Source organism: Pseudomonas sp. B21-019, from assembly GCF_024749225.1.
Taxonomy (GTDB): domain Bacteria; phylum Pseudomonadota; class Gammaproteobacteria; order Pseudomonadales; family Pseudomonadaceae; genus Aquipseudomonas.
In genome coordinates this window covers 877150-902616 of sequence record NZ_CP087193.1, presented here as the reverse complement: position 1 = coordinate 902616, position 25467 = coordinate 877150, and the positions used below count along the sequence as shown (strand labels likewise).

Sequence of the window (25467 nt, the reverse complement as noted above, 5' to 3'; positions counted from 1 at the left end):
TGCAGAGGGTTCTTGATGAAAATGCTTCCCCTACGAGCGGCCATCGCTGCCGCATTGCTGAGTGTCGCTGTTGGCGTCTCGGCCAAACCCTTGGTGGTCTGTACCGAAGCCAGCCCGGAAGGCTTCGATATGGTCCAGTACACGACTGCAGTCACAGCCGACGCAGTGGCCGAAACCATCTTCAATCGCCTGGCGGACTTCAAGCCCGGCACCACTGAAGTGATTCCGGCGCTGGCCGAATCCTGGGACATCAGTGAAGACGGCCTGACCTACACGTTCCACCTGCGCAAAGGCGTCAAGTTTCACACCACCGATTACTTCAAGCCGACCCGCGACATGAACGCCGACGACGTGGTCTGGAGCTTCCAGCGTCAGCTGGACCCGAATCACCCATGGCACAAGCTGTCGAGCGTGGGCTTCCCGTACTTTGAGAGCATGGGCTTCAAGGAACTGCTCAAAAGCGTAGAGAAAGTCGACGACAACACGGTCAAGTTCACCCTGACCCGCCGCGAAGCGCCGTTCCTGGCAGACATCGCCATGGCGTTCTCCTCGATCTACCCGGCCGAATACGCCGACCAGTTGCTCAAGGCCAACAAGACCGGCGACCTGAACAACAAACCGGTCGGTACCGGCCCGTTCATTTTCCAGCGTTACGCCAAGGACGCCCAGGTGCGTTTCAAGGCCAACCCGGACTACTTCCGTGGCAAGCCACCGGCTGATGCGCTGGTCCTGGCGATTGCCACCGACAACAACGTGCGCCTGCAAAAGCTCAAGGCCAACGAGTGCCAGATCGCGCTGTATCCGAAACCGGATGACATCCCGAGCATCAAGAAAGACACCAACCTGAAGGTTGATGAGCTGAACGCGATGACCGTCTCCTACGTCGCCATGAACACCGCACGCCCGTACATAAGCGACGTGCGAGTGCGCAAAGCCATCGACATCGCGTTCGACAAAGAGGCATATGTCAACGCGCTGTTCGGCAAAGGCAATGCGACGGTGGCGGTCAACCCGTACCCGGACACCCTGCTGGGCTACAACCATAAACTGACCAACCCGCCTCGCGACCTCGACAAGGCTCGCGCCCTGCTCAAGGAAGCCGGTGTGCCGGATGGCACCGTGTTCACCCTGTTCACCCGTAACGGCGGCGGCCCGACCAACCCTAATCCGATGCTCGGCGCACAAATGATGCAGGCAGATCTGGCCAAGGTTGGAATCAAGGTCGATATTCGTGTCATGGAATGGGGCGAAATGCTCAAGCGCGCGAAGAACGGCGAGCACGATATGGTGTCCGCCGGTTGGGCAGGCGATAACGGCGACCCGGATAACTTCCTGACGCCTATGCTCAGTTGTGAGGCTGCCAAGAACGGCGAAAACTACGCTCGCTGGTGCAATGAAAAGTTCCAGGCGCTGATCGACGAAGCACGGGCCAAAGTGAACCCGGCCGAACGCACGGCGCTCTACGAACAGGCCCAGGACGTTTTCAATCAGGACCAGCCATGGATCAGCATGGCGCACACCCGCATGTTCACTGCAATGCGCACCAACGTAGAGGGCTATCACATTAGCCCCCTCACCACTAACAACTTCGCCACCACCCAGGTGAAGTAGATAAGAAACGCCCGGCATCGCTGACCCCAGCGATGCCGGGTACGCCTAACCGGCTGATGAGGTACCACACAAGATGTTTAGTTTTATTGCCCGCCGATTGGGGTTACTGATCCCCACGTTCTTCGGCATCACCTTGTTGACTTTCGCGTTGATCCGCATGATTCCTGGCGACCCCGTGGAAGTGATGATGGGCGAACGTCGGGTCGACCCCGAAATGCATGCTCAGGCAATGGAACGCCTAGGTCTGAACAAACCGCTGTATGCCCAATACCTGGATTACATTGGCAAACTGGCCCACGGCGATCTCGGCGAATCCCTGCGTACCCGTGAAAGCGTCTGGACCGAGTTCAGCTCTCTATTCCCCGCGACCCTGGAACTGGCCTCGGCCGCCATGTTGTTCGCCGGCATCCTGGGCCTTCTGGCCGGGGTGATCGCGGCACTCAAGCGAGGGTCCCTGTTCGACCATGGGGTAATGGGTGTCTCCCTGGCGGGATACTCGATGCCGATCTTCTGGTGGGGCCTGATCCTGATCATGTTCTTCTCGGTGAGCCTGGGCTGGACCCCGGTATCCGGGCGGATCGACCTGCTCTACGACATCGAGCCACGCACCGGCTTCATGCTCATCGATACGTTGCTGGCCGATGACGTCGGAGCGTTCTTCGATGCCCTGCATCACCTGATCCTGCCAGCCATCGTGCTCGGCACCATTCCGCTGGCGGTGATTGCGCGGATGACCCGTTCGTCGATGCTCGAAGTGCTGCGTGAAGACTACATCCGCACCGCCCGCGCCAAAGGCCTGTCGCCATCGCGCGTGGTATTCGTGCACGGTCTGCGCAATGCGCTGATTCCGGTACTGACGGTGGTCGGCCTGCAAGTCGGCACGCTGCTGGCCGGCGCGGTCCTGACCGAAACCATCTTCTCCTGGCCCGGCATCGGCAAATGGCTGATCGAAGCCATTGGCGCACGGGACTATCCCGTGGTGCAGAACGGCATCCTGTTAATCGCCTGCCTGGTGATTCTGGTCAACTTCGTAGTGGACATCCTCTACGGCTTTGCCAACCCACGCATCCGTCATCAGCGCTGAGATCAATGACCATGACCACTCTCACTACACCGGTAGCAGTCGATCAAAGCCTGCTGTATCCGTCGCCCTACAAAGAATTCTGGCATGCGTTTTCCAGGAACAAAGGGGCCGTCGCCGGCCTGTTGTTCATGCTGCTGGTGATTTTCTGCGCGATCTTCGCCCCGTGGGTCGCACCGCATAACCCGAGCGAACAGTACCGCGACTTCCTGCTGACCCCGCCCTCCTGGCTGGAAAGCGGGCATATCCAGTTCCTGCTGGGTACCGATGAACTCGGTCGTGACCTGCTGTCGCGTTTGATTCACGGCTCGCGCCTGTCCCTGCTGATCGGCTTGTCATCGGTGGTGATGTCGCTGATTCCGGGCATCCTGATGGGACTGTTCGCCGGGTTCTTCCCGCGCGTGCTCGGCCCGACCATCATGCGTCTGATGGACATCATGCTGGCCCTGCCGTCCCTGCTGCTGGCGGTGGCAATTGTCGCCATCCTCGGCCCTGGCCTGATCAACACCATTATTGCCATCGCCGTGGTTTCGTTGCCGTCCTATGTTCGTCTGACCCGCGCCGCGGTGATGGGCGAATTGAACCGCGACTACGTGACCGCCGCGCGCCTGGCCGGTGCCGGTCTACCTCGCCTGATGTTCGTCACCGTGCTGCCCAACTGCATGGCGCCGCTGATTGTTCAGGCCACCTTGAGTTTCTCCTCGGCGATTCTCGATGCCGCGGCACTGGGCTTCCTCGGCCTTGGCGTACAACCGCCAACCCCTGAGTGGGGCACCATGCTGGCTTCGGCTCGCGACTACATCGAACGCGCCTGGTGGGTGGTGAGCTTGCCTGGTTTGACCATTTTGCTCAGCGTGCTGGCAATCAACTTGATGGGCGACGGCCTGCGCGATGCGCTGGACCCGAAACTCAAGAACGCCGCCTGAGGAGATTCAAATGTCACTGTTAGAAATCAAGAATCTCAACGTTCGCTTCGGCGACGCCAACGCCGTTCCGGTGGTCGATGGTCTCGACATATCCGTGGAAAAGGGCGAAGTGCTGGCCATCGTTGGCGAGTCGGGTTCCGGCAAGTCCGTGACCATGATGGCGCTGATGGGCCTGATCGAGCATCCGGGGATCGTCACCGCCGACGCCCTGAATTTCGACGGCAAGAACATGCTCGCGCTCAGCAACCGTCAGCGTCGACAGATCGTCGGCAAAGACCTGGCCATGGTCTTCCAGGACCCGATGACCGCGCTGAACCCGAGCTACACCGTGGGCTTCCAGATCGAAGAAGTGCTGCGCCTGCATCTGAAAATGTCCAGGAAGGACGCTCGCAAGCGCGCCATCGAACTGCTGGAAAAAGTGGAAATCCCCGGCGCCGCCAGCCGTATGGATGCCTACCCGCATCAACTCTCCGGCGGCATGAGCCAGCGTGTTGCAATCGCCATGGCGATTGCCGGCGAGCCAAAACTGCTGATCGCCGACGAACCGACCACGGCACTCGACGTAACGATTCAGGCGCAGATCATGGACCTGCTGCTCGCCCTGCAGAAAGAGCAGAACATGGGCCTGGTGCTGATTACTCACGACCTCGCGGTCGTGGCCGAAACCGCCCAGCGCGTGTGCGTGATGTACGCCGGTCAAGCGGTTGAAGTCGGTCAGGTGCCGCAACTGTTCGACATTCCGGCGCACCCGTACAGCGAAGCGCTGCTCAAGGCCATTCCAGAACACAGCCTGGGTGCTGCGCGCCTGTCGACGCTGCCGGGCATCGTTCCCGGTCGTTACGACCGTCCGCAAGGTTGCCTGCTGTCGCCGCGCTGCCCGTACGTGCAAGACAATTGCCGCACCCAGCGTCCAGCCCTTGACCAGAAAAGCAACAGCCTCGCCCGCTGCTTCTACCCGTTGAACCAGGAGGTGGCGTAATGGCCGTCGTACTTACCGCCCGCAACCTGACCCGTCACTACGAAGTGTCTCGCGGCCTGTTCAAGGGTCATGCGACCGTACGCGCCCTCAACGGTGTGTCGTTCGAACTGGAAGCCGGCAAGACCCTCGCCGTAGTGGGCGAATCGGGTTGCGGCAAATCCACCCTGGCCCGTGCCCTGACTTTGATTGAAGAGCCATCCTCCGGCTCGTTGAAAATCGCCGGACAGGAAGTCGCCGGCGCCGACAAGGCTCAGCGCAAGCAACTGCGCAAAGATGTACAGATGGTGTTCCAGAGCCCGTACGCGTCGTTGAATCCACGGCAGAAAATCGGTGATCAGCTTGCAGAGCCATTATTGATCAACACCAACCTCAGTGCCGCCGAACGTCGCGAGAAAGTCCAGGCGATGATGAAGCAGGTGGGCTTGCGTCCCGAGCACTACCAGCGCTATCCGCACATGTTCTCCGGCGGTCAGCGCCAGCGGATCGCCCTGGCCCGCGCGATGATGTTGCAGCCGAAAGTGCTGGTGGCGGACGAACCGACCTCGGCGCTGGACGTGTCGATTCAGGCGCAGGTACTCAACCTGTTCATGGATTTGCAGCAAGAGTTCAACACCGCCTACGTGTTCATCTCCCACAACCTGGCGGTGGTACGCCACGTTGCCGATCACGTGATGGTGATGTACCTCGGCCGTCCAGTGGAAATGGGGCCGAAAGAGGACATCTACACCCGTCCCCTGCACCCGTACACCCAGGCGTTATTGTCGGCGACGCCGACCATTCACCCGGATCCGGACAAGCCGAAAATCAAGATCGTCGGCGAACTGCCAAACCCGCTGAACCCACCGTCCGGCTGCGCCTTCCACAAGCGCTGCCCGTACGCGACCGAGCGCTGTGCCATCGAAGAGCCGGCCCTGCGTCTGCTCGACACACGCCAAGTGGCTTGCCACTACGCCGAGCAATTCCTCGACGGCGCGGCCTGAAAAAAGCGCGCCCCGGTGCCGGGGCGCGCTTTTGCTGAGTTAACCAAACCCCTTCTGCCTCGATTGCGCATCAGTCAGGCAGACGGGGTTTTCTTTTGCCTGTCATTCAGACTCAAGTGTCGTCTTCGTTGCTGTCTGGGTCGTCGGCGGTGTCGTCATCGTCCGAGCTGCCCGATTCCGATGCGGCGAGCATCAGCTCGCTGTGCACACCTTGCCCGCTCCAGGCCTGCTCATCATGGTTCGTGCACTCCGCCCACGCCGCTGACGTGCCGAGGGATAGCATCACCAAAACCTTCAGCAGCAACACTATGCGTTGAATAATGCTCATAGCCGATTCCATCCTTTCTTGGGTGAAGCATGGGTGCCGGAATGGCGCAGAGAGAAATTTAGCGCGATTCTCCAGATAGGACGCTAACGAAGGTCGGGAAATGCCGTGAGAAGGGAGATTGGTTTCGAATAATGCCTATAACCAGATCAACTAAGTGATGCGGGCTCGCTGCGCACGGAAGGAAGAGCCTTTTTATACCCGGACAACCGAGTCGCTTGATAAATCAGCGGTATGGACAACATCGCCAGCACCGCGCTTGCGAACCAGACGCTATGCCCGCCGTAATGACCATACAGCTGGCCGCCAAGGACAGGCGAAACCAGCGCGCTCGCACTCCAGCTCATGAAGAAGAGCCCAAAGTACTGGCCGCTTTTTCCGGCTTGGGCATGTTGCATCACCAACACATTCAGCGGCGGCATGAACAACGCCTCACCCAGCGTCCAGATCACCGTCGACAGGCAGGCGTAAAACAGCCCGGAACCCAGTGGCAACATGCCCAGCCCGACCGCCAGCATCAAGCATCCCGCCACCAGTTGCCGCCGCACGCCCCAGCGCTCCCCCCAATGGGACAGTGGAATTTGCAGCAACACCACCAACGTCGCATTGAGACCGAACTGCCAGCCAATGGCTTCGGTGCTCAACCGGTAGTAATCACGCAGATAGTTGCCCAACATGCTGTAGACCGTATCGAATGCCATTCCGAGCACGATCGCTGCGGCCAACAACCAGAGGAACGGTTTGTCGCGATACGGCACACCCAAACCCGACTCTGCATCGGGCGTTCCGTCAGCAATCAGCACCGGTCGACGCCATGTCGTACGGACAAACCAGAGCAATGCCAGCAAGGTCATGCCCGCGCTGACGAAAAATACCCAGCGAAAACCGGATTGTGCCAACACCCCGCCCAATACCCCGGCAACGGCCATCCCGAGGTTTCTGGCGACACGGCTCAAAGCCTGTGCACGCGGACGCTGTGCAACTTCGCAATACTCCATGATCAGCCGTTGATGCAGTGTCCGAATCGCTCCGTCGAGGATTCCACTGAGCAACAGCAGGCCAGCCAGCAGCGGTACTTGCGTGATCAGCCCCAGCAAAACCAGAACCCACACAGAGACAAAAAACAGTGCAGCGGTCAGCCGCGCCGTGCGGACATGATCGCTCAGCCATCCGCCCAGCATCGACCCGACCAGCAAGCCCGCGCCATAAGCGGATAACAGCCAGCCGACGGTTTCAATCGCCAGCCCCAGTTCCTGGCGCAGATACAACGCCATGAACAGCTTGACCATGCTGCTCAAGCGATTGATGAACAGCAACGCCGCCAGCACCCAGGCCATGGTGCTGAAATAGCCGTCCAGCCGCAGCAGGTGAGTCAGCCGACTCGTCATTCCATTGATCCTTGAAAAGGCCGCTTGTGTGAGCTTCGAACACTAGACGTCAGCGATCAGGTTGTCGCGGATAAAAACACCGAATATGCAAAAACGGAGGCAAGCCACAGGCGAACTGGAAAAAGCCTACAGCCAATGTTTGTCGCTGGCTCGCTGCAATCTGCGCGTTGTCGCACATTGCTTCTCGTAGGAGCTGCCGAAGGCTGCGATCTTTTGATCTGTTGTTCAAGGTCAAAAGATCGCAGCCTTCGGCACTTCGGCAGCTCCTTGGGGCGTGGAGCGGCACGCCGCCCGGGCAATAAAAAGCCCCGAGGCTCGCGCATCAGGGCTTTGGGGTTTGCAACTCAGCGCTTAGTGATGCTCACGCGTCGCACGGAATTTCACGTCCGGCCAGCGTTCTTCCATCAGTGCCAGGTTGACCCGGGTCGGGGCCAGGTAGGTCAGGTGACCGCCGCCGTCGAGGGCGAGGTTTTCCACGGCCTTGTTGGTGAATTCCTCAAGCTTCTTCTTGTCGCCGGACTCGATCCAGCGCGCGGAATACACCGTGATCGGCTCGTAGGAGCACTCGACCTTGTATTCCTCTTTCAAACGGCTGGCGACCACATCGAACTGCAGCACACCGACGGCGCCGAGAATGATGTCGTTGCTGCGCTCGGGGAAGAACACCTGGGTGGCGCCTTCTTCGGCCAGTTGCTGCAAGCCTTGACGCAGTTGCTTGGATTTCAGCGGATCGCGCAGGCGTACGCGGCGGAACAGTTCCGGGGCGAAGTGCGGGATGCCGGTGAAGCCCAGGGCTTCGCCTTCGGTGAAGGTGTCGCCGATCTGGATGGTGCCGTGGTTGTGCAGGCCGATGATGTCACCGGCGAACGCTTCTTCCAGTTGCTCACGCTCGGAGGAGAAGAAGGTCAGCGCGTCGCCGATCCGCACGTCCTTGCCGGTGCGCACATGGCGCATCTTCATGCCTTTTTCGTATTTGCCGGAGCAAATGCGCATGAAGGCGATGCGGTCGCGGTGTTTCGGGTCCATGTTCGCCTGGATCTTGAACACGAAACCGCTGAACTTCTCTTCCACTGGCTCGACGGTGCGCTCGTTGGCGACACGGGCCAGTGGTTGCGGTGCCCAGTCGACCACGGCGTCGAGTACGTGATCGACACCGAAGTTGCCCAGCGCGGTACCGAAGAACACCGGGGTCAGTTGGCCGTCGAGGAATTCCTGCTGGTTGAACTCGTGGCAGGCACCCTGCACCAACTCCAGCTGCTCGATGAAACGTTCGTACTCGTCACCCAAATGCGCGCGCGCTTCATCGGAATCGAGCTTCTCGATGATTTTGGTTTCGGTGCGCTCATGACCGTGGCCGGCGGTGTAGACGATGATGTAGTCGTCGGCGAGGTGATAAACACCCTTGAAGTCGCGGTAGCAACCGATCGGCCAGGTGATCGGAGCAGCCTTGATCTTCAGGACTGCTTCGATTTCGTCGAGCAGTTCGATCGGGTCGCGAATGTCACGGTCGAGTTTGTTGATGAAGCTGACGATCGGCGTGTCACGCAGGCGGCAGACGTCCATCAGGGCGATGGTCCGTGGTTCTACACCCTTACCGCCGTCGAGGACCATCAATGCCGAGTCCACCGCAGTCAGAGTGCGGTAGGTGTCTTCGGAGAAGTCTTCGTGGCCCGGGGTGTCGAGCAGGTTGACCATGTGGTCGCGATACGGGAACTGCATGACCGACGTGGTAATGGAGATACCCCGTTGTTTTTCCATTTCCATCCAGTCGGAGGTGGCATGGCGGTCGGACTTGCGAGACTTCACCGTGCCGGCAACCGCAATCGCCTTGCCCATCAGCAAGAGCTTCTCGGTGATGGTGGTCTTACCGGCATCGGGGTGGGAAATAATGGCGAAAGTGCGGCGTTTCGCGACTTCGGCGGCCTGTTTGGTCATGGGAAATCGCCTGGCGGTGATTCAAAAAAGGGCGGCGAGTATAGCTTAAAAAGTGATCTACGGACCACCATCCACAGGGCTGACGGAGGTTGCAACCCAACGTAGGAGCTGCCGAAGGCTGCGATCTTTTGATCTTCGCTTCTAAACGCAACATCAAAAGATCGCAGGCTTCGCCAGCTCCTACGCTGCTGATTATGGAACCTTTTAAAAGGTGGAGGCGTCCACTCCCCTGTTACGACCCATCGTCAGGGGCTGAAAAATCAGCAAGTTAGCCTGACGAGGCTGCGCTTATGGCTCGATTTCATGCGGTTTTATCAGCATGTAGAGCTGCTTCTCGCGAACGTTGTTTTCCCGGCAGCCAGGAATGGCATGCCACACGGGACTGCGTTCGCCGACTGAAAAAAGGAGTCTGCCTGTGGCTATTCGCTATGGCAAAGGGCTGACAGGAGGTGCGGTTGTCGTCGCCCTTCTGGCCCTGCTGGTCCACTGGATTGGCATCAACACGATCGAACTGTACCGCGACGATTTGTTGTTTTACCTGCAAGCTCATCTGATTCTTGTCCTCGCTTCCATGCTGGCCGCCCTCGTTGTGGGCATCCCCGCCGGCATCGTCTTAAGCCGCCCGACCATGGTCGGACGCGCCGAACGCTTCATGCAGATCTTCAACATCGGCAACACCGTGCCGCCGCTCGCCGTACTGGCCATCGCCCTGGGCATCCTCGGCATCGGCAGCGGCCCGGCGATCTTCGCTCTGTTCCTGGCTTCGCTGTTGCCGATCGTGCGCAACACCTATGAAGGGCTGAAAAACGTTCAGGGTTCGCTCAAGGAAGCCGCCGTCGGCATCGGCATGACCCCGACTCAGGTGCTGTGCCGGGTCGAATTGCCGAATGCCGTGCCAATCATCATCGGTGGCGTGCGCGTGGCGCTGGCGATCAACGTCGGGACCGCGCCGCTGGCGTTCCTGATTGGCGCCAACAGTCTGGGCAGCCTGATTTTCCCCGGCATAGCCCTGAACAATCAGCCGCAACTGCTGCTCGGCGCGGCCTGCACCGCCCTGCTGGCCTTGCTGCTCGACGGTCTGGTGACACTCGCCAGCCGCCTCTGGCTCGAACGCGGCCTGCGCCCGTCTTAAGCCTCGGCAAAGGAATTCTCATGAAAGCTCTTTTTACAAAAGGCAGTAGCTTTTTACTAGGCTGCGTTCTGCTGCTCGCAGGATTTGCCCAAGCCGCAGAAAAACCGCTGATCCGCATCGGCGCCCGGGTGTTCACCGAACAAACCCTGCTCGCGGAAATCACTTCCCAATACCTGCGCACCAAGGGCTACGAAACCCAGGTGACCGGCGGCCTGGGCAGCAACCTGGCCCGCAGCGCGCACGAAAGTGGCCAACTGGACATGCTCTGGGAATACACCGGCGTCTCGCTGGTGGCTTACAACCATGTCACTGAAAAACTCGACAGCGCGCAGTCCTACGCCCGAGTGAAAGAACTCGACGGAAAAAAAGGCCTGATCTGGCTGACTCCGTCGAAATTCAGCAACACCTACGCCTTGGCCCTGCCGGAAAAAACCGCGAAGGCTTATCCGCAGATCAACACCATCAGCCAGTTGAACGAGGTGTTGCAAGCCGAGGCGAAGACTAATCACCTCGTCGCTTTGGACACCGAATTCGCCAACCGTTCCGACGGTCTGGGCGGCATGGTTGATCTCTATGGCATGAACCTGACCCGCAACAACATTCGCCAGATGGATGCCGGGCTGGTCTACACCGCCCTGCGCAACGGCCAGGTGTTCGCCGGCCTGGTCTACACCACCGACGGTCGCTTGAACGCCTTCAAACTCAAGTTGCTCGAAGACGACAAGCATTACTTCCCCGACTACACCGCCGCGCCGGTGGTGCGCCAGGCCTACCTCGATGCCCACCCGAAACTCGCCGAAGAGCTCAAGCCACTGGCCGAACTGTTCGACGACGCCACCATGCGCCAGCTCAACGCACGGGTCGATGTCGATCACGAAAGCCCTTCATCCGTTGCCGCCGATTTCCTGCGCCAGCATCCACTGCTGTCTGTTCAATAAGGCAGAGGAGAAAAAGACATGGAATTTCTCAACGCCTTTTCCCATCTCGATTGGCCGCTAGTGCTGCACCTGACCTGGCAGCACATCACCCTGGTTGGCATCGCGGTAACGCTGGCGATTCTGGTCGGCGTGCCGCTGGGCATCCTGATGACCCGCTTCCCGACATTGGCCGGCCCGTTGCAAGCCAGCGCCACGGTTTTGCTGACCGTGCCGTCGATTGCCCTGTTCGGCCTGCTGTTGCCGTTCTACTCCAGGTTCGGCCAGGGCCTGGGCCCGATGCCGGCGATCACTGCAGTGTTTCTCTATTCGCTGCTGCCGATCATGCGTAACACCTACCTGGCGCTGACCGGCGTGGAACCCGGCATTCGCGAAGCCGCCCGCGGTATCGGCATGACCTTCGGCCAGCGCCTGCGCATGGTCGAACTGCCAATTGCCGTGCCGGTGATCCTCGCCGGTGTACGCACCGCCGTGGTGATGAACATCGGCGTGATGACCATCGCCGCGACCATCGGCGCCGGTGGCCTCGGTGTACTCATCCTCGCTTCCATCAGCCGCAGCGACATGTCGATGCTGATCGTCGGCGCGGTGCTGGTCAGTCTCCTGGCCATCTTCGCCGACCTGCTTCTGCAATGGCTGCAACGCGCGCTGACCCCAAAAGGACTCTTGAAATGATCGAACTTCAAAACCTCAGCAAGACCTTCCAAAGCAACGGCAAAGATGTGAACGCCGTGGACTCGGTGAGCCTGACCGTCAACGAAGGCGAGATCTGTGTGTTCCTCGGGCCATCGGGCTGCGGCAAGAGCACCACGCTGAAGATGATCAACCGGTTGATCAAACCGACCTCGGGCAAGATCCTGATCAACGGCGAAGACACCACCGACCTCGACGAAGTGACGCTGCGCCGCAACATCGGTTATGTGATCCAGCAGATCGGTCTGTTCCCGAACATGACCATCGAGGAAAACATCACCATCGTTCCGCGCCTGCTCGGCTGGGACAAACAGAAATGCCACGACCGCGCCCGCGAGTTGATGAGCATGATCAAGCTTGAGCCCAAGCAATACCTGACTCGCTACCCCCGTGAATTGTCCGGCGGCCAACAGCAGCGGATCGGGGTGATTCGTGCGCTGGCGGCGGATGCACCGTTGTTGTTGATGGACGAACCGTTCGGCGCGGTCGACCCGATCAACCGCGAGATGATCCAGAACGAGTTCTTCGAAATGCAACGGGCGCTGAACAAGACCGTGATCATGGTCAGCCATGACATCGACGAAGCCATCAAGCTCGGCGACAAAATCGCGATTTTCCGCGCCGGCAAGTTGTTGCAGATCGACCACCCAGACACCTTGCTCGCGCATCCTGCGGACGACTTTGTCAGCAACTTCGTCGGCCAGGACAGCACGCTAAAGCGGCTGTTGCTGGTGAAGGCTGAAGATGCGGCGGACAACGCGCCGTCGGTCAGCCCGCAAACCCCGGTGGCCGAAGCGCTGGAGTTGATGGACGAACTGGACCGTCGCTACGTGGTGGTGACCTGCGCCGAGAACAAGGCCTTGGGCTACGTGCGTCGGCGCGACCTGCATCGCCAGACCGGCACCTGCGCGCAATACCGGCGCGAGTTCAACGCCACCGCGGCGTATGACGAACATTTGCGCATCCTGCTGTCGCGTATGTACGAGTTCAACCGCTCGTGGTTGCCGGTGATGGATGCCGAGCGGGTGTTTCTGGGGGAAGTGACTCAGGAATCGATTGCGGAATATTTGAGCTCCGGCAAGTCCCGTGGGGGCAAGACCAGCATTGTTTCACCTGCGGAAACTGCGTTGGCCTGATCTGTCTGAGGCTCTAGTGCTTTTGTGGCGAGGGAGCTTGCTCCCGTTCGGCTGCGAAGCAGTCGTAAAGTCAGCCGATGCGATCCTTCTGAAGAACCGCATTGCCTGATTTTGGGGCCGCTACGCGGCCCAGCGGGAGCAAGCTCCCTCGCCACAAAAGCCAAGCAAGCGCCCTTCTAAAATCCTTGTCTTGGGAACATCACACTGTCACGCAGGTCGGTTACATCAGTAGCTGTCAGGGACCGCACGACGGAAGCGTGCAAAAACGCGACATTTTTTGTTGATCTCAAGCCCCTCACGCCCTAAAGTTCGCGCCGAACGTCCATGCTGGAAACGATCCATCCGGCTCAAGTACTGACGACGAGACAGCAAGGCCAAGGGAAGCACCGCCTCCCATGGCCTTTTTGCTTTCGGCGACATGCCTTGGGAAGTAGGCGAACCAAAGTGGGGATACGGAGGGCGTTCATTTGCACCCATTGATAATTTCAGTTTGCCAGTAGGAGTTCCCAGCATGTCGATCAACGTCGAAGACTATTTCGCGCGCGAAACCTTCCAGAAAATGAAGGCCTTCGCCGACAAACAAGAAACCCCGTTCGTGGTGATCGACACCGCGATGATCGCCCAGGCCTATGACGACCTGCGTGCCGGTTTCGAATTTGCCAAGGTCTACTACGCGGTCAAGGCCAACCCGGCCGTGGAAATCATCGACCTGCTCAAAGAGAAAGGCTCGAGCTTCGACATCGCCTCGATCTATGAGCTGGACAAAGTGCTGAGCCGTGGCGTCAGCGCCGACCAGATCAGCTACGGCAACACCATCAAGAAATCCAAAGACATTCGCTACTTCTACGACAAGGGCGTGCGCCTGTACGCCACCGACTCCGAAGCCGACCTGCGCAACATCGCCAAGGCCGCTCCGGGCTCGAAAGTCTACGTGCGTATCCTGACTGAAGGCTCGACCACTGCCGACTGGCCTTTGTCGCGCAAATTCGGCTGCCAGACCGACATGGCCATGGACCTGCTGATCCTGGCTCGTGACCTGGGCCTGGTGCCATACGGCATCTCGTTCCACGTCGGTTCGCAGCAGCGCGACATCAGCGTCTGGGACGCGGCAATCGCCAAGGTCAAAGTGATCTTCGAACGCCTGAAAGAAGAAGACGGCATCCACCTGAAGCTGATCAACATGGGTGGCGGCTTCCCGGCCAACTACATCACCCGCACCAACAGCCTGGAAACCTACGCTGAAGAAATCATCCGCTTCCTGAAGGAAGACTTCGGCGACGACCTGCCGGAAATCATCCTGGAGCCGGGCCGTTCGCTGATCGCCAACGCCGGCATTCTGGTCAGCGAAGTGGTGCTGGTGGCGCGTAAATCCCGTACCGCTGTAGAGCGTTGGGTGTACACGGATGTGGGCAAGTTCTCCGGCCTGATCGAAACCATGGACGAAGCCATCAAGTTTCCGATCTGGACCGAGAAGAAAGGCGAGATGGAAGAAGTGGTCATCGCCGGCCCGACCTGCGACAGCGCCGACATCATGTACGAAAACTACAAGTACGGTTTGCCGCTGAACCTGGCCATTGGTGATCGTTTGTACTGGTTGTCGACTGGTGCATATACCACCAGTTATAGCGCGGTTGAATTCAATGGCTTCCCGCCGCTGAAGTCGTTTTACGTTTAACAAGCAATCGCCCACTGAGAAAACCCGTGAATTTCACGGGTTTTTTTATTTCTGCTTACAGCTAAACCAACTTAACCACCAACTCCATATATCGTTACACACCCATCAACCGTTCAACCCCAAAGTAAAGTTATGCTGCGCACCCACTAACTTGAAATGGATTTCAAACATGCAACTTAATCAAGCACCATTCTATACCGCCGAACCCATTAGCAAAGGCTTCGCCTTTAGCACCTCTCCGCCAATTGTTGACAAAAAAGATATCCAACGAATCAAAGAGTATATTACTACCGCCAAGTCACTTCCAGTAAACATTGACGACGTTAAAATCCTGTTAAAAAGCGAACATACTGGTATCGCGGGACTGGAGCCTTATGACATAGCAAATGCCTGTACCAAAATCGTCACTAATGCCAATAGCTGGAACGACATCGAGTTGTCGATGAAAAGAGTCGCTGGCAGCCTCCAGACATTTTCTGAAGACCTGCGGTATTTCGGAGACGACATTATCGCCGCCATTGAAACAATGCCCGGCTACCAAAATTACATTGGCACAATTGAAGGCCTGACTGACGAAGAGGTTGCCAGACTTCCTGAACTTAAAATTGGACGGGACGAGAAAAATAGATTTCCGTCCATCAAGGACTCTATCCAGTTCATTGCCAGCTCCATCGAACAAAAGAAAACCAGCAGCACTGACATCCAGCTTCGCCTGAAACTCTTCAAAACCGAACTGACGAATGTGGTCGCGGTATTGATCGGAGAAAAGCTCAAGCTTGCCGGCAGCCACGAATTGAATGCCGAGATCACTAGACTCAATGCTGAAATTGATGAAGCTCAACGCTTGGTCGATGAAAAAACCAAAGAAAACGAACCCAACTTCTTCGATTACTTCATGGCTTTCACCGACCCGCTGGGATCCCAATATCTAAGAGTCAAAGCCATGCTGCGAGATGTCCACGTAGCTCCCTTGATCCGACGCCGGGATGAACTCACCGAGCAAGTACGCAAGAAGAGTGTTTTGACGGGCACCTTGTTAGTCCTCCACGACCGTTTGTACAGCGTCGATTCTTACATCATCGGAGCGGTGGAAAGTACTGCACTTCTAGAAACTTTGTGGATCACGATTTCCGAATACATCGACTCGTCAAAAAACAAAATCGATGGCATTCACGAATTCCTCACGCTCAGGTCCTTTGTTTCGAGCCTGAAAGTTGTGCTCAGCAACTGGAAGAATATTGAATCCAACGCCAAAGCGTTAACCAAAGCATTCGACTGATACCAAAGCCAATCTACCCCACTATAAACAAGGATATTTATGAACATCCCATCGTATACCGCACCTGACATGTCTATTATTCGCGACAGCCGAGAAACCATTCGCTATCAGGCCATTATCGGCTCCGCTGACCTGTATATCGAAGCCCTGCGCAATGAACTGATCAAGCTTAATGCTCAAATTACCGAGACAGACCTGGTCGCGTCCAAGACATTAACTTCTGCAATCATCAGCCTGGAAACCACGGCACTCAACGAGACGCTGGAAGCGCTGACCGCTCTGTCAGCCGGCGAAGTGAACTCACAAACCAAAAACGCCATTGAGTCCTATACCAAAACAGCCACACAATTGATCTCGATGTGCACTAACAAGCTGGACGAAGCTCAGACAGAACTCAGCGACGCTATCCACAGTGTCCGGTATTCCTCCATCAGCAATAATCGATTCAAGATTGCCGAACTGGCGCAAGCTCGCGAGACATTGGCCATTGAGCTGGACAAAGAAAAGCCACCCGTGGATAAGCTGCTCGAAGATGAAAAGATCTTGAACGAAGCGATCAGCCTGTTTGAAAGCCTCAGCTTCATTGATCGCCTGAAACCTCTGCTGGAGCAACTGACAGGGATGATCGGCAATCAACCTGAAACGCCTCAATCCGCCGCGTTGAAGGCTGGCATTGTGGTCGCGAACAAGTTTCTTGATGAGGCAAACGAACTGATCAAATACCAGGACCTGATCAAAGCTCGAACCACACTGCGGGTTCGCCTTAAAGATCGACAAGGTCGCCTGGACTCTCTCGTCACCCAAATGAGCGACATCGACAAGAAAGTCAAACAGCTGAACGACACGAAAAAGGTGATCGAACCGCGCGACTCGTATGCGGATGAAACGAGCAGCATTGTCGAAGCCGTGTCACTGTTTCTCGAAACCATCACCGAGGGTGCTGGAAACGACGTCTCCCAAAAGGGTCAAAAGCTGATCGCGCAGGCCAAGCCTTTCAAGCGCTACCTGGAAAACCTTAAAGGCCAGTGGCTGCGCGGCTAACCCAACGGTTGAGCGAGATCGGATGCACGCTGGTTATACTTCCCAGCCATCTCTCGAATCCTGGGGTGGGAGGCGTTATTCAGCGCCTCCCCGCTTACCCGCAAAAAGTTCTGGTTACCGGTGGCCAATGCCCGACGTAACCAGGACAGCGCTTCGTCAACATGCCCCTCATCGGCCAGGAGTGCCGCATAACTGAACTGACCTCGAAAATCCCCGCCTTCGGCAGATCGTCGATACCAGACTCGCGCCGCGAGAGGGTCGGCGAGGCAAGACTCGCCTTCTTCCAGATAACGCCCCAGCAGATTCATCGACTTTGCGTGGCCCAATTCAGCGGCACGCCGATAGAGATTCAGCGCTTGCGACTGGTTTTCAGCCACCCCGCGCCCGGTAGCCAGCAGATTGGCGTAGTTGTACATCGCCCAATCCAGCCCGGCTTCGGCGGCGACACGATAATGCCCCGCGGCTATCGAGCCATCGGCGGTGCACCCCCAGCCATGTTCATGGCAACGACCGAGCATGTTGCGCGCCATCAAGTGCCCGCGCTGAGCCGCAATCTCGAACCAGCGCAGCGCCAGCGGCTGATCCCGCTCGATACCCCGCCCGTCCAGCAAAATCTGTCCCAGCAAGGCCTGGGCATCCAGCACACCTTCACGGGCGGCGATCAGAATCGCCTGGGCCGCCCGCGCCGGACTTTCCTCCAGCATGGCTTTGAGGCGATCACCGTCGAGGACTTCCTCGCGGCGCAATTGATAACTCATACCTCGACCCAGCGACGCAACAGGTTGTGGTAAGTACCGGTCAGGCGGATCAATGAAGGATGGTCGGGCAAGTCCTGGGTCAGCTGCTGAATTGCCCCGTCCATCTCGAACAGCAAAGCGCGCTGGTTGTCTTCACGCACCAGGCTTTGCGTCCAGAAAAACGATGCGTAGCGGGTTCCACGCGTGACGGCGTTGACCTTGTGCAGGCTGGTGCCGGGATACAGGACCATATCGCCGGCCGGCAATTTCACGCGCTGAGTGCCGAAGGTGTCCTGGATTTCCAGTTCGCCGCCGTCGTAATCCTCCGGGTCACTGAAGAACAGCGTCGCCGACAGGTCGGTGCGCACCCGCTCGATGCTGCCCTTGGGCTGACGCACGGCATTGTCGATATGGAAGTCGAAACTGCCACCGGCCGTGTAACAGTTCAGCAACGGAGGGAAGACCTTGTGCGGTAATGCCGCTGACATGAACTGCGGATTTTTCCACAGCCGTTCGAGCATCGCCGCACCGATTTCCTTGGTCAACGGATGTCCTTCAGGCAGTTGCAGATTGTGCTTGGCCTTCGCCGACTGATAACCGGCGGTAATTTTGCCATCGGCCCAATCCGACTGCGCCAGGGCCTCGCGAATGCGCTGCACTTCTTCTTTCGCGAACACGCCGGGAATGTGCAACAACATGGAAAGACACCTGAAAGCAAAGGGGCGCTAATGGTATTGATTCTTATTACATATGTAAAACCCAAGAGACGAATGAACCCGCAAAAACCGTAAAGGCAAATTGTAAAGAATGTAAATTCGTCGCGAATAGCAACGTTTCGCAATTGATACAGATACGTATTTACTCTACATTCCGCGACCTCAAATCCTTGGGGAGGGGAATTCACATGTCACGCCAACAACCACAATCAACGGTCAGTTCACCGCGTTTGCTCGCGTCAGCAATTGGCGTGGCGATCACTGCAGGCTCCGCGGGCCACATGGTTTTCGCGGCCGAGAAGACCGACGAAAAAGCACCCGGCAATGCCATATCCCTGGACGCGACCAGCGTTGTAGGCGAGCAGGATGACACCTCCTACAAGACCGATACCTCGGCCTCCAAGAAGTACACCGCGCCACTGCGTGAGACACCGAAAAGCGTCACCGTGATCCCGCAACAAGTGATTCGCGACACCGGCGCCACCAGCCTGGTCGACGCCCTGCGCACCACCCCGGGTATCACCTTTGGTGCCGGCGAGGGCGGCAACCCGGCCGGTGATCGTCCGATCATTCGCGGCTTCAACGCCGAAAGCGATGTGTTCATCGACGGCATGCGCGACGTAGCGTCCCAGAGCCGCGAGATCTTCAACGTTGAATCGATCGAAGTCAGCAAGGGCCCGGGATCAGCCTTCACCGGCGCCGGTTCCACCGGTGGCAGCCTGAACCTGGTGAGCAAGTCAGCCAAGCTGGGCAATGCCTACAACGGCGGTTTCACCTGGGGCTCGGACCAGACCAAGCGCACCACCCTCGACCTGAACCAGCAAATGACCGACACCTCGGCGTTCCGGCTGAACCTGATGAAGCACGAAGCCAACGTCGCCGGGCGTGATGCCGTGGACGTCAGCCGCTGGGGCGTGGCACCGTCCTTTGCCTTCGGCCTGGGCACCGATACCCGCTTGACCGTCGGCTACTACCACGTCGAAACCGACGACATGCCCGACTACGGCATCCCGTTGACCTCGAGCCCCAACCGCAGCAAGTACAACGTCGACAAGCCGGCCAACGTCAACCGCGACAACTTCTACGGCCTCACCGGTCGCGACTATCGCCAGACCAGCAACGACAGCGGCACGATCAAGCTCGAGCACGATCTGAACGATAGCCTGACCGTGTCGAACAGCTTTCGCATGTCCCGTTCAACCCTGGACTACATCGTCACCAACCCTGACGACAGCAAGGGCAACGTGGCCAACGGCAGTGTCTACCGTGGCGCGAAGAGCCGTAACTCGACGTCCAGCGGCTGGATCAACCAGACCGACCTGAGTGCCAAATTCAACACCGGCGCCATCGAGCACAGCCTGGTAACCGGTCTGGAGTTTTCCTATCAGGACACCCACAACCGTCCGTACCTCCTGACCTCCAGCGCCAGCGGCACCCGGTGCAACCGCGCCCTGTTCAACTCCGGCGACTGCACCAGCCTGTACAACCCGACGCCTGGGGATAACTGGAATGGCAGGATCACCGACAGCAACGCCTTCACCGACACCGACACCAAGACCGCCGCGGCCTACGTGTTCGACACCCTGAAGTTCAACGAGCAATGGTCCCTGAACCTGGGCCTGCGTTATGACAACTACCAGGTCGAATCCAGCGGTTTCGCCAACGCCAGCAGCACGGCGCCAGCGGGCAGTTTCTCCCGTCAGAACACCAGCGACCTGGTGAACTACCAGATCGGCGTGGTCTACAACCCGCTGCCAAACGGCAGCATCTATGCCGCCTACTCGACGTCCAGCAACCCGGCCGGCGAAACCAGCGGCAACGGTGGCCTGGAACTGGCGGCGAACAACAGCAGTCTGGACCCGGAAAAGAACCGCAACTACGAGATCGGCACCAAGTGGGACTTCTTCGGTGACGACCTGTCGCTGACCGCCGCACTGTTCCGCACCGAGAAAACCAACGCGCGTATCAACGATCCGGATGGCGGCACCACCCAAGTGCTGGACGGCGAACAGCAGGTCAATGGCCTGGAACTGACCTACACCGGCAAGCTGACCCGTAACTGGCGAGTCTTCGGCGGCTACACCTACATGGACAGCGAAGTGGTCAAAACCACCCTCGCCGCCGATGAAGGCAACCACATGCCAAGCACCCCACGAAACAACTTCACGATCTGGTCGACCTACGACCTGGTGCCGGACAAGTTGACCGTCGGTGCCGGCGCGACCTTCGTCGATTCCCAGTTCGGCAACGTCGCCAACTCGGTGGAGATTCCGTCCTACTGGCGTTACGACGCGATGGCCAGCTACCGCCTGACCAAGAACGTCGACCTGCAACTCAACGTACAAAACCTGGCCGACAAGCGTTACTTCGACCAGGTATTCCAGACGCACTACGCCCACGTGGCGGCGGGCCGCACTGCTCTGCTGAGTGCCAACTTCCACTTCTGATCACAGAAGTGCGGAGGCAAAAGCCCCGTTCATCAAAGTGAACGGGGCTTTTGCGTGTAAAAAAGAATGCTTCTCGACAACTCACGGCATAATGCGCGCCGTGATGATGACTTTTGAACGAACAAGGCGAGCGACGTGTTGAAGAAATCCCTGTTCCAGTTGCACTGGTTTTTCGGCATCAGCGCCGGACTGGTCCTGGCCCTGATGGGCATTACCGGGGCGGCAGTATCGTTTCAGGATGAAATCCTGCGAACGCTGAACCCCTCCGTGCTGCACGTCGAGAAGCAGATCGCCGGCGTGCTGCCACCGGCCGAACTGGTGGAGAAAATCGAAAGCGCTTCGGGCAAGATCGTCTCGATGCTCTGGGTCGAGATCGACAGCGGCAATGCTGCGCGGGTGATCTTCACGGCGCCGCCCGGCGAACGTCGCGGGCAGATGCGTTATTTCGACCCGTACACCGCCGAGTTCATGGGCGACGTCACCGGCCAGGACTTCTTCGGTCTGATGCTGCAACTGCACCGCTTCCTCGCCATGGGTGATACCGGCCGGCAGATCACCGGCGCCTGCACGCTGATTCTGGTGTTCTTCTGCCTGTCCGGCCTGTACCTGCGCTGGCCGCGCCAGTGGAAAAGCTGGCGCGCCTGGCTGACGCTGGACTGGAAGAAGAAGGGCCGCAGCTTCAACTGGGACCTGCACTCGGTGGCCGGCACCTGGTGCCTGGTGTTCTACCTTTTGGCGGCACTGACCGGGTTGTCCTGGTCGTACGAGTGGTACAACAAAGGGCTGACCAGGCTACTTTCCGATTCGCCACAAAACGAGCGAGCTCGTGGTGGTCGCGGCCCTGCGCCAAGCGGCCCGGCCCCCACCGCCGATTACGCCGCGATGTGGAGCAGCATCTACAGCGCCGCCGGCCCTGGTCTTTCGTCCTACAATGTTCGGATGCCGCCAGTGGCCGGGCAACCGGCAACCGTGTTCTACCTGCTGAAGGATTCGCCCCATGACCAGGCGCGGAACCAGATCACCCTCGATCCGGTGACCGGCGCGGTCAGCCGTCATGACCGTTACAGCGACAAAAGCCTCAAGGCGCAACTGCTGACCAGCATCTATGCACTGCACGTCGGCAGTTATTTCGGGATGGTCGGGCGAATCATCCTGACCATCGCCGCGCTGAGCATGCCGCTGTTTTTCGTCACCGGCTGGCTGCTGTACCTGGACCGTCGACGCAAGAAACGCCAGATCAAGGACGCCCGCAAAGGCCTCGCGCAACCGGGCAGCAACGCGCCGGCATGGCTGATCGGCTTCGCCAGCCAGAGCGGGTTTGCCGAGCAACTCGCCTGGCAGACTGCCGGCCAATTGCAGGCCGCCGGGTTACCGGTGAATGTTCAACCGCTGGCCGATGTCAGCGAACAGGACCTGCAAAACTCCAGCAACGCGTTGTTTGTAGTCAGCACCTTCGGCGACGGCGAAGCGCCGGACAGCGCCCGTGGTTTCGAACGCAAAGTGCTGGGTCGTGCACCGAGCCTGAACAGCTTGAACTATGCCGTGCTCGGCCTCGGAGACCGCCAGTATCAACACTTCTGCGGCTTCGCCCGTCGCTTGCACACCTGGCTGGGCGAGCACGGCGGCAAGACCTTGTTCGCCCCGGTGGAAGTCGACGGTGGCGACCCTTACGCCCTGCGTCACTGGCAACAGCAACTCGGTCTGCTGACGGGTCAGGCACCGGTCGACACCTGGCAAGCGCCCAGCTACGACAACTGGACCCTGACCCGCCGTGAGCTGATGAACCCGGACAGCAGCGGTGCTCCCGTGTACTTGCTCGGCCTCACCGCTCCCAGCACCAGCAGTTGGCTGGCCGGTGATCTGGTAGAAGTGCTGCCGCGCAATGGTGCGTGGGCGATCGAGCATTTCCTCGAGGGCCTGGGCATTGACGGTCGGGCCACGGTGGAACTCGATGGCCTGGCGCAGTCTCTGGAACAAGCCCTGGCCAGCCGCCAACTGCCCGAGAACCGCGTTCATCTGGTCGGCCTGCACGCGCAAGCGCTGGTGAACGCGTTGGTGCCGCTGGCCCTGCGCGAATACTCCATCGCCTCGATCGCCGCCGACGGCGTGCTGGAATTGATCGTGCGTCAGGAGCTGCACCCCGATGGCAGCCTGGGCATCGGTTCTGGCTGGTTGACCGAACACGTCCCCGTGGGTAGCCACATCAGCCTGCGGGTGCGGCGCAACAGTGGTTTCCATCTGCCGAACGAGCCGGTACCGATGATCCTGCTGGGCAACGGTACCGGTCTGGCCGGGTTGCGCAGCTTGCTCAAGGCACGGATTGCCGACGGGCAGCAGCGCCACTGGCTGCTGTTTGGCGAGCGTAATCGGGAACACGATTACCTGTGCCGTGCGGAGCTGGAAGAGTGGTTGATCAACGGTGATCTGGCGCGTCTGGACCTGGCGTTTTCCCGCGATCAGGCCGAGAAGGTTTATGTGCAGGATCGCCTGCGCGAATCGGCCGATGATTTGAAAAAATGGCTGGCCGATGGCGCCGTAATTTACATCTGCGGCAGTTTGCAGGGGATGGCTTCAGGAGTGGACCAAGTGCTCAATGAAGTGCTGGGTGCGGATGAAGTCGAGCGCCTGATCGAACAAGGCCGCTACCGCCGCGACGTTTACTGAACACCGTTGATCCCTGCGGGACCTGTGGCGAGGGGGCTTGTCGGAACGCCGCACCGCCCCGTTTGAGTGCGTAGCACTCACAAGATCGTTGATGCATCAGAGATTTTGGGGCCGCTTCGCAGCCCAACGGGGGCAAGCCCCCTCGCCACAGGTCGCGCCCACAGGACTTCGCTCAAGCCCTCAAACCGGCTGCAACTTACGCTCGAACACCCCCACCCCATCCAGATCCCGCAGCACGACACTCAACTCACCCGACTGCCCATCGATGTTCACCTCGCCAAAAAACTGAAACCCGGCAAACGGCGAGGTGTTCTGCGCAGCGGGTGCCTTCTGGAATACCACCTCGGGGCCGAAGGTTTTATCCAGCGCATTCGGCCCGAAGCTGCCCGCATTCAGCGGCCCCGCGACAAATTCCCAGAACGGTTCGAAGTCCTGGAACGCCGCGCGATCAGGATGGTAATGGTGCGCCGCACAGTAATGCACATCCGCCGTCAGCCAAACGAAATTGCGCACCTGCTGCGCCCGCAGAAAACCGAGCAATTCAGCGATCTCCAGTTCACGGCCCTGAGCCGGGCCCGGATCACCGTTGGCCACCGCTTCCCAACGCGCCACACCGGGGCTGACTTCGCCGTCCGGGACGCCGAGGCCGATGGGCATGTCGGCGGCGATGACTTTCCATTGAGCCTGGGAGCCTTTCAATTCACGTTTGAGCCAATCCAATTGCTCTCGACCGAGGAACGGTTTGGCGGCACCGAGGTTGTCGTCATTGGCACCCCGGTAGCTGCGCATGTCGAGCACGAACACATCGAGCATCGGCCCATAACTCAGCTTGCGATAAATCCGCCCGCCACCGTCGGCGCTCTGCAAACGCATCGGCGCATATTCCAGCCAGGCTTGCCGCGCGCGGCCCACCAGGCTGTGGATATCTTTGCTCTTGTAGCGATCATCCAGTTGCTTGCCCGGCGACCAGTTGTTCACCACTTCGTGGTCGTCCCACTGCCAGATCTGCGGCACTTCGGCGTTGAAACGACGGACGTTTTCGTCCATCAGGTTGTAGCGGTAATTGCCGCGATACTCGTCGAGGGTTTCGGCGACTTTGCTCTTGGCTTCGCTGGTGATGTTGCGCCACACCCGGCCGCTTTCGGTGGTCAGTTGCGCCGGCACCGGGCCATCAGCGTAGATGGTGTCGCCGCTGTGGATAAAAAAGTCCGGCAGGCGCAAACGCATGGCTTCGTAGATGCGCATGCCGCCGATGTCCGGATTGATGCCGAAGCCTTGGCCAACCGTGTCGCCGCTCCAGACAAAGCGAATATTCCGCCGAGCGCTGGGCACACTGCGCAGATGGCCGAACCACGGCTCGCTGGCGACACCGCTCTGGGCGTCTTCGAACGTCACGCGGTAGAAAATTGCCTGATCGGCGGGCAGGCCGGTGAGTTCGACCCGAGCGGTGAAATCGGTGCCGGCATCGGCCAATGGCGAGACGAATCGACGGGGGTTGCTGAACAGGCTGCGCGTGTCCCATTCCACCACCATCCGCGCCGCGCGATCGCTACGGCTCCAGATCATCGCCCGGTCGCCCAACAGGTCGCCGGACTGCACACCATCGGTGAGTTGCGGCCGATCCTTGACCGATGCAATCACCGCCGGCGCCAGGCCGGGCAGCAACAGCCCGGCTCCGACAGCTTGTATGACACGACGGCGGCCGAGGTCGAATTCGCTCATAGTGCTCTCCCTGAAAAAGGAAAACTAAAGCATGGCCGCATGAATCAGGTATGACACAAATAAGA

The 25467-nt window shown here is 59.0% G+C and carries 20 protein-coding genes; 14 read left to right on the top strand and 6 right to left on the bottom strand.

The window, feature by feature from the left end; genetic code table 11:
• The first annotated feature begins 15 nt into the window (after nt 1-15).
• From LOY36_RS03930 to LOY36_RS03910, 5 genes are all read left to right on the top strand, one after another.
• Nucleotides 16-1611 carry an ABC transporter substrate-binding protein gene (locus tag LOY36_RS03930; protein ID WP_258672358.1) on the top strand — a complete coding sequence of 532 codons (1596 nt, stop codon included), beginning with the start codon at nt 16-18 and terminating at the stop codon, nt 1609-1611.
• Between the two features lie 73 nt (nt 1612-1684).
• Nucleotides 1685-2695, top strand: a complete 1011-nt coding sequence (locus LOY36_RS03925) for an ABC transporter permease subunit (RefSeq protein WP_018929516.1) — start codon at nt 1685-1687, stop codon at nt 2693-2695.
• Between the two features lie 11 nt (nt 2696-2706).
• Nucleotides 2707-3618: an ABC transporter permease subunit gene (locus tag LOY36_RS03920; protein WP_028939886.1), complete on the top strand. Its 912-nt coding sequence runs from the start codon at nt 2707-2709 to the stop codon at nt 3616-3618.
• A gap of 10 nt (nt 3619-3628) precedes the next feature.
• The gene (locus tag LOY36_RS03915; RefSeq protein ID WP_007941106.1) at nt 3629-4597 is read left to right on the top strand and encodes an ABC transporter ATP-binding protein; all 969 of its coding nucleotides are present in this window, start codon (nt 3629-3631) and stop codon (nt 4595-4597) included.
• On the top strand, nt 4597-5577 hold the full coding sequence (locus LOY36_RS03910) for a peptide ABC transporter ATP-binding protein (RefSeq protein WP_064616155.1): 981 nt from the start codon (nt 4597-4599) through the stop codon (nt 5575-5577). The genes LOY36_RS03915 and LOY36_RS03910 overlap by 1 nt, the downstream gene beginning before the upstream one ends.
• A 112-nt stretch (nt 5578-5689) precedes the next feature.
• Here LOY36_RS03910 and LOY36_RS03905 read toward each other — a convergent pair whose 3' ends face one another.
• The 3 genes from LOY36_RS03905 to LOY36_RS03895 all read right to left on the bottom strand — a co-directional run bounded on the left by LOY36_RS03905 (nt 5690) and on the right by LOY36_RS03895 (nt 9225).
• Complete coding sequence (locus LOY36_RS03905; protein ID WP_258672356.1) at nt 5690-5905, bottom strand: hypothetical protein; 216 nt, start codon at nt 5903-5905, stop codon at nt 5690-5692.
• 146 nt (nt 5906-6051) lie between these two features.
• On the bottom strand, nt 6052-7290 hold the full coding sequence (locus LOY36_RS03900; protein WP_258672355.1) for an MFS transporter: 1239 nt from the start codon (nt 7288-7290) through the stop codon (nt 6052-6054).
• Between the two features lie 351 nt (nt 7291-7641).
• The gene (locus LOY36_RS03895) at nt 7642-9225 is read right to left on the bottom strand and encodes a peptide chain release factor 3 (RefSeq protein WP_019651101.1); all 1584 of its coding nucleotides are present in this window, start codon (nt 9223-9225) and stop codon (nt 7642-7644) included.
• A gap of 415 nt (nt 9226-9640) precedes the next feature.
• Between LOY36_RS03895 and LOY36_RS03890 the strand changes: the two genes are divergently transcribed.
• The 7 genes from LOY36_RS03890 to LOY36_RS03860 all read left to right on the top strand — a co-directional run bounded on the left by LOY36_RS03890 (nt 9641) and on the right by LOY36_RS03860 (nt 17116).
• Entirely contained in the window at nt 9641-10357 is a 717-nt protein-coding gene (locus tag LOY36_RS03890; RefSeq protein WP_258672354.1) for an ABC transporter permease, read from the top strand.
• A gap of 20 nt (nt 10358-10377) precedes the next feature.
• A complete protein-coding gene (locus LOY36_RS03885) occupies nt 10378-11295 on the top strand; it encodes a glycine betaine ABC transporter substrate-binding protein (RefSeq protein ID WP_258672353.1) in 918 nt (305 codons plus the stop codon).
• Between the two features lie 18 nt (nt 11296-11313).
• Entirely contained in the window at nt 11314-11967 is a 654-nt protein-coding gene (locus LOY36_RS03880) for an ABC transporter permease (RefSeq protein ID WP_258672352.1), read from the top strand.
• Nucleotides 11964-13121 carry a betaine/proline/choline family ABC transporter ATP-binding protein gene (locus LOY36_RS03875; protein ID WP_258672351.1) on the top strand — a complete coding sequence of 386 codons (1158 nt, stop codon included), beginning with the start codon at nt 11964-11966 and terminating at the stop codon, nt 13119-13121. Before LOY36_RS03880 ends, LOY36_RS03875 begins: the two co-directional genes overlap by 4 nt.
• A 511-nt stretch (nt 13122-13632) precedes the next feature.
• A complete protein-coding gene (locus LOY36_RS03870; protein ID WP_018929507.1) occupies nt 13633-14796 on the top strand; it encodes a type III PLP-dependent enzyme in 1164 nt (387 codons plus the stop codon).
• A 169-nt stretch (nt 14797-14965) separates the two neighbouring features.
• Nucleotides 14966-16075 (top strand): alpha-xenorhabdolysin family binary toxin subunit A, encoded by a 1110-nt coding sequence (locus LOY36_RS03865; RefSeq protein WP_258672350.1) that lies wholly within the window; start codon nt 14966-14968, stop codon nt 16073-16075.
• A gap of 39 nt (nt 16076-16114) precedes the next feature.
• Nucleotides 16115-17116, top strand: coding sequence for an alpha-xenorhabdolysin family binary toxin subunit B (locus LOY36_RS03860; protein ID WP_258672349.1), 1002 nt, complete (start codon nt 16115-16117; stop codon nt 17114-17116).
• Here LOY36_RS03860 and LOY36_RS03855 read toward each other — a convergent pair.
• Both LOY36_RS03855 and LOY36_RS03850 read right to left on the bottom strand, forming a co-directional pair.
• Nucleotides 17113-17874: a tetratricopeptide repeat protein gene (locus LOY36_RS03855; RefSeq protein WP_258672348.1), complete on the bottom strand. Its 762-nt coding sequence runs from the start codon at nt 17872-17874 to the stop codon at nt 17113-17115. The two genes, LOY36_RS03860 and LOY36_RS03855, sit on opposite strands and share 4 nt — an antisense overlap.
• Nucleotides 17871-18551, bottom strand: coding sequence for a Fe2+-dependent dioxygenase (locus LOY36_RS03850; protein ID WP_258672347.1), 681 nt, complete (start codon nt 18549-18551; stop codon nt 17871-17873). The genes LOY36_RS03855 and LOY36_RS03850 overlap by 4 nt, the downstream gene beginning before the upstream one ends.
• 206 nt (nt 18552-18757) lie before the next feature.
• On the opposite strand from LOY36_RS03850, the gene LOY36_RS03845 reads away from it, so the two are divergent.
• The gene (locus LOY36_RS03845; protein WP_258672346.1) at nt 18758-21016 is read left to right on the top strand and encodes a TonB-dependent siderophore receptor; all 2259 of its coding nucleotides are present in this window, start codon (nt 18758-18760) and stop codon (nt 21014-21016) included.
• A gap of 135 nt (nt 21017-21151) precedes the next feature.
• Nucleotides 21152-23680, top strand: coding sequence for a sulfite reductase flavoprotein subunit alpha (locus LOY36_RS03840; protein WP_258672345.1), 2529 nt, complete (start codon nt 21152-21154; stop codon nt 23678-23680).
• A gap of 180 nt (nt 23681-23860) precedes the next feature.
• On the opposite strand, the gene LOY36_RS03835 is transcribed toward LOY36_RS03840, so the two are convergent.
• Entirely contained in the window at nt 23861-25402 is a 1542-nt protein-coding gene (locus LOY36_RS03835) for an alkaline phosphatase (protein WP_019582438.1), read from the bottom strand.
• Nucleotides 25403-25467 lie beyond the last annotated feature (65 nt).

Bases quoted from the DNA above. Each gene is read 5' to 3' on its own strand.
- LOY36_RS03905 (WP_258672356.1), bottom strand. From the start codon at position 5,905: ATGAGCATTATTCAACGCATAGTGTTGCTGCTGAAGGTTTTGGTGATG.
- LOY36_RS03895 (WP_019651101.1), bottom strand. From the start codon at position 9,225: ATGACCAAACAGGCCGCCGAAGTCGCGAAACGCCGCACTTTCGCCATT.
- LOY36_RS03860 (WP_258672349.1), top strand. From the start codon at position 16,115: ATGAACATCCCATCGTATACCGCACCTGACATGTCTATTATTCGCGAC.
- LOY36_RS03855 (WP_258672348.1), bottom strand. From the start codon at position 17,874: ATGAGTTATCAATTGCGCCGCGAGGAAGTCCTCGACGGTGATCGCCTC.
- LOY36_RS03915 (WP_007941106.1), top strand. From the start codon at position 3,629: ATGTCACTGTTAGAAATCAAGAATCTCAACGTTCGCTTCGGCGACGCC.
- LOY36_RS03835 (WP_019582438.1), bottom strand. From the start codon at position 25,402: ATGAGCGAATTCGACCTCGGCCGCCGTCGTGTCATACAAGCTGTCGGA.
- LOY36_RS03870 (WP_018929507.1), top strand. From the start codon at position 13,633: ATGTCGATCAACGTCGAAGACTATTTCGCGCGCGAAACCTTCCAGAAA.
- LOY36_RS03920 (WP_028939886.1), top strand. From the start codon at position 2,707: ATGACCACTCTCACTACACCGGTAGCAGTCGATCAAAGCCTGCTGTAT.
- LOY36_RS03885 (WP_258672353.1), top strand. From the start codon at position 10,378: ATGAAAGCTCTTTTTACAAAAGGCAGTAGCTTTTTACTAGGCTGCGTT.
- LOY36_RS03900 (WP_258672355.1), bottom strand. From the start codon at position 7,290: ATGACGAGTCGGCTGACTCACCTGCTGCGGCTGGACGGCTATTTCAGC.
- LOY36_RS03845 (WP_258672346.1), top strand. From the start codon at position 18,758: ATGTCACGCCAACAACCACAATCAACGGTCAGTTCACCGCGTTTGCTC.
- LOY36_RS03865 (WP_258672350.1), top strand. From the start codon at position 14,966: ATGCAACTTAATCAAGCACCATTCTATACCGCCGAACCCATTAGCAAA.
- LOY36_RS03850 (WP_258672347.1), bottom strand. From the start codon at position 18,551: ATGTTGTTGCACATTCCCGGCGTGTTCGCGAAAGAAGAAGTGCAGCGC.
- LOY36_RS03910 (WP_064616155.1), top strand. From the start codon at position 4,597: ATGGCCGTCGTACTTACCGCCCGCAACCTGACCCGTCACTACGAAGTG.
- LOY36_RS03930 (WP_258672358.1), top strand. From the start codon at position 16: ATGAAAATGCTTCCCCTACGAGCGGCCATCGCTGCCGCATTGCTGAGT.
- LOY36_RS03875 (WP_258672351.1), top strand. From the start codon at position 11,964: ATGATCGAACTTCAAAACCTCAGCAAGACCTTCCAAAGCAACGGCAAA.
- LOY36_RS03925 (WP_018929516.1), top strand. From the start codon at position 1,685: ATGTTTAGTTTTATTGCCCGCCGATTGGGGTTACTGATCCCCACGTTC.
- LOY36_RS03880 (WP_258672352.1), top strand. From the start codon at position 11,314: ATGGAATTTCTCAACGCCTTTTCCCATCTCGATTGGCCGCTAGTGCTG.